Source organism: Dorea hominis, from assembly GCF_014287705.1.
In the GTDB taxonomy this organism is placed as follows: Bacteria; Bacillota; Clostridia; order Lachnospirales; family Lachnospiraceae; genus Dorea_D; species Dorea_D hominis.
The window spans coordinates 206,266-214,641 of record NZ_JACOOY010000005.1 but is presented as its reverse complement, the minus strand read 5'-3'; the positions used below and the strand labels follow the sequence as shown (position 1 = coordinate 214,641).

6 protein-coding genes are annotated in these 8,376 nt (G+C 42.0%); all 6 read right to left on the bottom strand.

Annotated features, from left to right (window positions below; translation table 11 throughout):
- On the bottom strand, positions 1-384 hold a 384-nt coding region (locus tag H8S07_RS14300), incomplete at its 3' end, for a hypothetical protein (protein ID WP_207722396.1).
- Between the two features lie 573 nt (positions 385-957).
- Positions 958-2,946 carry a 2-isopropylmalate synthase gene (locus H8S07_RS05875; RefSeq protein ID WP_021861151.1) on the bottom strand — a complete coding sequence of 663 codons (1,989 nt, stop codon included), beginning with the start codon at positions 2,944-2,946 and terminating at the stop codon, positions 958-960.
- 163 nt (positions 2,947-3,109) lie between these two features.
- Complete coding sequence (locus tag H8S07_RS05870) at positions 3,110-4,639, bottom strand: sodium:solute symporter family protein (RefSeq protein ID WP_186855640.1); 1,530 nt, start codon at positions 4,637-4,639, stop codon at positions 3,110-3,112.
- Positions 4,640-5,104: 465 nt separating this feature from the next.
- Complete coding sequence (locus tag H8S07_RS05865) at positions 5,105-5,578, bottom strand: methylglyoxal synthase (RefSeq protein WP_117537252.1); 474 nt, start codon at positions 5,576-5,578, stop codon at positions 5,105-5,107.
- 18 nt (positions 5,579-5,596) lie between these two features.
- Positions 5,597-6,268, bottom strand: a complete 672-nt coding sequence (locus H8S07_RS05860) for an acyltransferase (RefSeq protein WP_186855639.1) — start codon at positions 6,266-6,268, stop codon at positions 5,597-5,599.
- A 70-nt stretch (positions 6,269-6,338) separates the two neighbouring features.
- On the bottom strand, positions 6,339-8,375 hold the full coding sequence (locus H8S07_RS05855; protein ID WP_117537253.1) for a DNA topoisomerase: 2,037 nt from the start codon (positions 8,373-8,375) through the stop codon (positions 6,339-6,341).
- Position 8,376 lies beyond the last annotated feature (1 nt).

Here is an 8,376-nt window from a genome sequence, read left to right as displayed (position 1 = left end):
AAATATCCAGCGTCTGGCAATCCGGTAAATAACAAATATAGTAATTACAAATCCTATAAGAACCCATACAAATGTAACAGCTTTGAAATATATGTAGTAGCTTTCAATTGGATATTCTATATTTATATACCAAAGATTCATTAGTTTATCATTCAAAATATCAATATAACCAAAAATGTATACTGAAGACATTAATACGGGGAGTAAAAATGCTGAGCATATATTAGTAATTACACATTTTGTCCAAAATATTTTTTTATTAGCAATTGTTCCGTTCGTTTTCTTTAGATACCCGCTAAATATAAATAGATATAATAAATCTACTATAATGTATGTGGATATAATTACTACCCATGTTGGGTATGAATGTAAGATGTCTATCATTTGTTTTCCCCCTTTACTTGCTTATAATATAGCCGTTCTCAAAATGCGCAGTTATTCTACGCAAAATATCCTCAACACTATCGAAATCATCATTTTTGGTATATGAAAGTGAATATCCCATCAAATTATACTTCTGTAATTTTTTGTTTCACTTTTACCTGATTTTGTAGAGATCCCTTTTATAAACTAGCTTCAGTTCCGAGCATTACCACCCCTTTTCTTTCATCCAACCACGTCCGGATAATTTATCTTACATATATAGTAACAATCCACAGCTCCACTTTGTGACATATAATTTCAAAGTTTTTAAAAACAGCAGGGAAATTCTGTTTCATGTATTCAGAAATCGCCCTGCTGTCGTGCTGTTTATATTATTATCTTTCTTTAATTAAAGCTTATCATTACTGTAAGTATAGCAAAGTTTTGTTGCATTTGGAAGTTTTACTTACGGAATCTGCCACTGGAAGCTTCCTCCGGATACTATGACAATTAAAAAGCACCTCTCCCATGTCCTTTTACGGAACAACTGAAAGCGGTGCTTCATCTTATTTTCTCATTTTATTCTCTTCTTAATTATTTCTGATTGCGGAACTGAATCGGTGTCATGTTGTAAGCTTTCTTGAACATACGGTTGAAATGCTCCACGTTCTGATAGCCGACTGTGAGTGCAATATTTTCAACGGTCATATTGCTGCTCTTGAGTAATGCTTTTGCTTTTTTCATGCGGATTTTCTTTACCAGTTCGCCAAATGTCATGCCGGATTTTTCCTTAATATATTTGGAAATATATGGCTTGGACAGGTAGAATTTCTCTGCCAGATCATCCAGTGTCACATCAATATAATTTGCCTGAATATAATTCATAATCTCGATCATTCTTGCATCTTTGCATGTATCGGCGCTCCCAATATCTTCCAGCTTGTTGACTGCAACTGTCAGCGCTTCGATAGATGCTTTGATGATATCTGCATCGATACCAACGCCCCAGAATGGCTTGCCGTTGCAGAGGATTCCGACATAAGCAACAGCTTTGGAAGAAGATCCCTTTGTCAGAGAATGTTCTTCATAGAAGCTCAGTTCATAGCTGACGTTGAAATACTGTTTCAGTGCGTTGCTGACAGCGTCCAGACGTCCGTTACCCATTGCTGTGATCGTGCGGTTCTCATTCTGGTGATTGATCGTTACTTCTGCAGTAATTCCATCCGTCTGTTTGAAATGGCACTCGTCTACATGGAATACTGGTTTTGTATTAATGTAGTTATCAGAGAAGATCTGATATACCCATTCCGGACTCAACTCTTTGTGCGCCTTGTCGGATACGTCTTTTACAAGGTATCCGACCTCTGCACGCATCTGCTGTGGCAGGTTGATGCCGTGGCTCTGTTTCAGGATGTAGTTGACTCCACCCTTACCGGACTGGCTGTTGATACGGATAACATCGGAATCGTACTCTCTTCCGACATCCCTCGGATCGATCGGCAGATACGGAACTGTCCACAGATTGCTCTTGCTCTCTTCTCTGCACTGCATTCCTTTGGCGATCGCATCCTGGTGAGATCCTGAAAATGCTGTAAATACAAGATCTCCGGCATATGGCTGACGCTCGTAAACGTGCATTCTTGTCAGTCTCTCGTATGTCTCGCGGATCTCTTTCATATTAGAGAAATCCAGTCCCGGATCCACACCCTGTGAGTACATGTTCATACCCATAGTTACAATATCTACGTTACCGGTACGCTCTCCATTTCCAAATAAAGTTCCTTCGATTCTGTCTGCTCCTGCCAACATTCCAAGCTCTGCTGTTGCAACACCGCATCCACGGTCGTTATGTGGATGTAAGCAAAGAATAACATCATCTCTGTATTTCAAATGTTTATTTACATACTCTAACTGACATGCAAATGTATGTGGCATCGCATTCTCTACGGTTGTCGGAATATTGATGATCGCTTTGTTGTCAGCTGTAGGTTTCCATACATCCAATACTGCATTACAAACTTCTACTGCATAATCTACTTCTGTTCCATGGAAACTCTCCGGGCTATACTGGAATGTGAAGTTACCATCTGTCTCGTTTGCCAGTTTTAACAATAACTCTGCACCATCTACTGCAATCTTCTTAATTTCTTCTTTGCTTTTCTTAAATACCTGTTCTCTCTGTGCAACAGATGTAGAATTATAAAGATGTACAACTGCATGTGGAGCACCTTTAACTGCTTCAAATGTTCTCTTGATAATATGTTCTCTTGCCTGTGTCAGTACCTGTACGGTAACATCATCCGGAATCATATTTCTCTCGATCAATGTGCGCATGAACTGGTACTCTGTCTCAGATGCTGCCGGGAATCCGACCTCAATCTCTTTGAATCCGATATCTACAAGCATCTGAAAGAACTCTAACTTCTCTTCCAGACTCATTGGCTCGATCAGTGCCTGGTTACCGTCACGTAAGTCAACGCTGCACCAGATCGGTGGTTTTTCAATGTGATCTTTCTTTGCCCAATCGTATGTGACCTCCGGCGGCATAAAATAAGACCGCTGATATTTTTCATAATTTTTCATGTGTATTACCTCTCCTTCTATACAAAACTCATTGAATAATAATCATCAATTTAGTTGTTTATTTTTAACACTCACTTATACTAACACAGCTACATTAAAAAGGGAAGTGGTAAATTTAATCACTTCCCTTGATGTTTTTTAATTTATTGTATTAGATTGTGTCTTATTTTGCCTCCAACGAGCGTTTTTTCGTTATCACGACTTTTTCATCGTAACATTCAAAAATCTGATCCACCTTTCCGATATCCGGTTTCGGTGATAATGCGCTCACTATCGGCACAATGATAAGTCCTGCGATCATCGCGATCGCTCCTGCATTGATTGGTGAAGCAATGTAGCCGATAAACATGTTCGATACGGTAATACCGACACCTGCAACGAAGCTTGCCCATACAGCCGCTTTGGAAACTCGTTTCCAATACAATCCATATAAGAACGGTGCCAGAAATGCTCCGGCTAGTGCGCCCCAGGAAATTCCCATAAGCTGTGCGATAAAGGTCGGTGGATCTAATGCGATTGCTACGGAAAGCACGATGAAGAATACGATCAGTACCTGCATCGTCCGCACCTGCTTCTTCTCGCTCATATTTTTCATAACATTGTCTTTTAAGAAATCCAGTGTCAGTGTAGAACTGGATGTCAGTACGAGTGATGCCAGCGTGGACATGGATGCGGATAAGACAAGTACGATCACAATTCCGATCAGGATGTCCGGTAACGTAGACAGCATATAAGGAACGATACTGTCAAAGACGACATTTCCTGCCTCATCGTAAATAGATGCATTGTCAAATAATCGTCCGAATCCTCCGAGGAAATAACATCCTCCGGAGATCACAACTGCAAATAATGTAGATATCACAGTTCCTGTATTGATTGCTTTCTCGTCTTTGATCGCGTAGAATTTACCGATCATCTGCGGCAGTCCCCATGTTCCGAGGGATGTCAGGATTACAACGCCTAACAGGTTCAGCGGATCCGGTCCGAAAAAGGATGTAAATGCGCCCGGCTGTCCCATCGTCACAGGTACATCACTTGGAATCTCTGCCATCTTGCGAATGGCCTGGATAAACCCTCCCTGTCCGCTAAGAACAGCTCCGATAACTCCGATAATTCCGCCTAACATGATGATTCCCTGGATGAAATCGTTAATCGCTGTCGCCATATAGCCTCCGAGGATAACATACACTGCTGTAAATGCTGCCATTCCGAGAACGCAGTATGTATATGGAATGTTAAATGCCATTCCGAACAGTCTGGATAATCCGTTGTATACGGACGCTGTATACGGTACAAGGAAAATAAATACGATTGCTGATGCAGTAATTTTCAGTGCCTTACTTCCGTATCTCTCTCCGAAGAAATCCGGCATTGTCTTGACATTCAGATGCTGCGTCATAACTTTGGTTCGTCTTCCCAATACAACCCATGCCAGCAAACTTCCGATAATCGCATTGCCAAGTCCGATCCATGTACTTGCAAGTCCGTATTTCCATCCGAACTGTCCTGCATAGCCGACAAATACAACTGCCGAGAAGTAGGATGTTCCATATGCGAAAGCAGTCAGCCACGGTCCTACTGACCTTCCTCCAAGAACAAATCCGTCAACACTGGTTGCATGCTTTCTTGAGTATACACCTACCGCCACCATCACAGCGAAGAATAATACAAGAAGTACAATCTTGATTCCCATAATAAACCCTCATCTTTCTTTTTACTTTTGTTTCTCTCGTTCCTTTTTAAGCAGAGGTTAGCTTCTCAATTCCTATCTTTCACCTGTTTTTTTACTAACTCCGTTTCACTTGTCGCTTTAAAGCGTTACGCTTTAAAGTATTAAAGTTTTAATTTCTTTTCATAGAATATCACAGCAACTGTGTACTTGTCAATAAATTTTCTTTCTTTCACCTTATCAATATCTGTAAAACCTGACACTGGCAGATTTCTCAGATACTATGGCAGTAAAAAACAACCACCTTGCAAGTAATATTGTATTTATAACATTGTATTTATAACAATGTTTCCTGCATGATGGCTGTTTTTTATTCTATATAATCTTTACGCTATAATACTTGTAGATTGTTCCATGCTTCGCACTCTCACAATCCCTCTCTCTATTCGCATATCGTGGTCTTAAAATCCCACTTTCATGCTCATATCATTACTTCATCTGATTCACGCGGTCCTGGATCGTCTTGTTGAAGTTCTCAACCGTACGGCTGTAGCTTTCAGACATATATTTGGACTGCAGCATGAAATCTGCTGTTGCAAGGTTATTTGCAACCGGGATGTCATAAACGACGGCAATTCTAAGCAATGCCTTTACATCCGGATCGTGCGGCTGTGCCTCTAACGGATCCCAGAGGAATACCATGAAGTCAATCTGTCCTTCTACGATCTTGGCACCGATCTGCTGGTCTCCGCCTAACGGACCACTGTTGTAAGCTTTCACCGGAAGCCCGGTCTTCTCTGCGATCAGTCTGGCTGTTGTTCCTGTTCCGCATAAGAAATGATTTTTCAGGATGTCTTTATTTCTGTCACACCAATCTACAATTTCTTTTTTCTTTCCGTCGTGTGCTACCAGTGCAATGTGTTTTGTTTTCGCAATTTCAAATGATACATATCTGTCGTCCATATCTGGTCCTCCCTATCATTAATCTTCGTATTTCTCAACCACTTCATTCTGCTTTTTGTAAATGCTGTTTGCCGGCACATAACCGCGCACGCTGGAAAGCGGGTAAATATTGGTGTGGCTTCCGATCACACTTCCCGGATTCAGGATGGATCCACATCCGACTTCTACTTCGTCTCCGACCATAGCGCCGAATTTCTTGATTCCGGTCTCGATATTTTCTTTCGGTGTCTTCACAACAACCAGTTTCTTGTCTGATTTTACATTGGATGTAATAGAACCGGCTCCCATGTGTGACTTGTAGCCAAGAATCGAATCACCGACATAATTGTAATGCGGTACCTGTACTTTATTGAACAGGATAACGTTTTTAAGCTCTGTAGAGTTTCCGACAACCGCACCTTCACCTACAATCGCATTTCCACGAATAAATGCACAGTGTCTGACTTCTGCGTTCTTTCCGATGATCGCAGGTCCGTGTACATAAGCAGATGGAAATACATTCGCTGATTTGGCGATCCATACGTCCTCTCCTACTTTGTCATATTCCTCTTCCGGTAATGTTTTTCCCAGTTCCAGAATGAAAGCACTGATCTTCGGCAGCACTTCCCATGGATATGTCACACCTTCAAAAAGATTTTTTGCGATTGTCTCATCCAGTGTGTATAACTCCTTCACTGTTATTTCTTTCATTTGTTTCTTTTCTCCTTTACAGTAATCTCTCTTTTGTATCAGCATACCACGTTCTTAAGTAGCTGGCAAATCATTTACCTTTATTCGTCTTCTTATAAAACTGCGCGATCTTATCATAGCAGTTTCTGAGCTGGCTCTGATTTCTGAGTCCGCGCACACCCTCGGTGCGACTGACGATAAAATGATCCAGCTTCTGCATATATTCTTCGGAAGTGATGTCACCTTCCGCAACATAGTTGAGTCCTTTTTCCCAGCTTGCGGTCAGTTCCGGGTTAAGGAGTGAACGGATGGAATTCTGCACAACGTCATATACCATCTCTCCGAGCATGGACGGAGTTACGATCTGCGTCTTTTTATTAAGAGATAAATATTTGATGTTAAATAATTTTTTTAAAATCTCTCCCCTTGTTGCACTTGTTCCGATTCCGCTTCCTTTAATCTGTGCACGCAGTTCCTCATCTTCGATCAACTGCCCCGCATTTTCCATTGCAAGAATCAGTGAACCGGAATTGTAACGCTTCGGCGGTGATGTCTTTCCCTCTTTGATGTCTAACGCCTGTACCGGGAGAGACATACCCTTTTTTAACGTCTTGATCTTCTCAAAAAAGTTTACATCCGCCTCCATCTGTCCATCGTTTTGTCCGTCATCCGGACTGTCGGCGTTATTTGTCTTTGCTTTTTTCTTCGCCGGATTGCCTGCGACTTTCAGATATCCTTCTTCTGCCAGTACTTTGAAACTGGAGAAAAAGGACTCTTCCTTGATTTTCGTCACAATCGCAACTTTCTGGTATACAGCCGGTGGATAGAAAATACTCAAGAAACGTCGCACGATCACTTCATACACCTGTTTGGACAGATGGGATAAACCATTCAACGCCCCCATACCCTGTCCGGTCGGAATAATTGCATAGTGATCTGTGATCTGTTTGTCATTTACATACCTTGTCTTCTCCAGTCCTTTATGGGAACCGAAGGATACGATTTCTTTCAGATATGGAACGGCAACGTCATATTTCATCAGCCCGTTTAAGTTCTTGTGGATCTCTTTTGCCACTGCTGTTGAGAGGACACGGGCATCCGTTCTCGGATATGTAACCAACTTCTTCTCGTATAATTCCTGCACGATTCTGAGTGTCTCATCCGGGCTGATTTTGAATCTTTTGGAACATTCATTCTGGAGCTCCGCCAGGTTATAGAGAAGCGGCGGATTCTTCTTTTCCTTTTTCTTCTCAATGGAAGTGATCTGACAGGTCAGTGGTTCATTATTTTCTTTTAAATACTGAATGAGCGCCTCTGCTTTGTCTTTTTCTTTGAAACCATTTTCCTTATAAAGATCAAAGGATTCAAAATAGCGGGAGCCCTTCACGGCGCGCCATTCTCCCTCGAATGTCTGTCCGCTCTCCCCGATCGCACTGAGCACACGGTAAAATGGCGTCTCCACAAACTCACGGATCTCCCGCTCTCTGCGCACGACCATTCCGAGGACGCACGTCATGACACGTCCTACCGATATCACGGAATATTTTGTATTCAGGTAACTGGAAATACTGTTCCCGTATTTCAGTGTCAGCAGTCTGGAAAAATTAATTCCCATCAGATAGTCTTCCTTCGCGCGAAGATAAGCGGACGCCGACAGATTATCATACTCGGAGAGGTCTTTTGCTTCTCTGATCCCTCTTAATATCTCTTCCTCTGTCTGCGAATCAATCCACACACGAAGCCTTTTCTTGCCGGTCACCTGTGCCTGCTGCTCCACCAGGCGGTAAATATATTCTCCTTCTCGCCCGGAGTCGGTACAGACATAGATTGTATCCACATCCGCTCTGTTTAATAACCCTGCCACGATCCGGTACTGTTTTGCAACACCCGGGATTACTTCGTATTTGAATTCCTGCGGAATAAAAGGCAGAGTCTCAAGGCTCCACCTTTTCAGTGACGGATCATACTCTTCGGGATAACTCATTGTAACAAGATGCCCAACGCACCACGTTACAACGGCTTCTTCCGATTCCAGATATCCGTCTTTTCTCTTTGCAAAAATATTCAGTGCTTTGGCAAATTCCTGCGCCACACTTGGTTTCTCCGCGATATATAATGATTTCCCCATA

Bases quoted from the DNA above. Each gene is read 5' to 3' on its own strand.
- H8S07_RS05855 (WP_117537253.1), bottom strand. From the start codon at position 8,375: ATGGGGAAATCATTATATATCGCGGAGAAACCAAGTGTGGCGCAGGAA.
- H8S07_RS05860 (WP_186855639.1), bottom strand. From the start codon at position 6,268: ATGAAAGAAATAACAGTGAAGGAGTTATACACACTGGATGAGACAATC.
- H8S07_RS05870 (WP_186855640.1), bottom strand. From the start codon at position 4,639: ATGGGAATCAAGATTGTACTTCTTGTATTATTCTTCGCTGTGATGGTG.
- H8S07_RS05875 (WP_021861151.1), bottom strand. From the start codon at position 2,946: ATGAAAAATTATGAAAAATATCAGCGGTCTTATTTTATGCCGCCGGAG.
- H8S07_RS05865 (WP_117537252.1), bottom strand. From the start codon at position 5,578: ATGGACGACAGATATGTATCATTTGAAATTGCGAAAACAAAACACATT.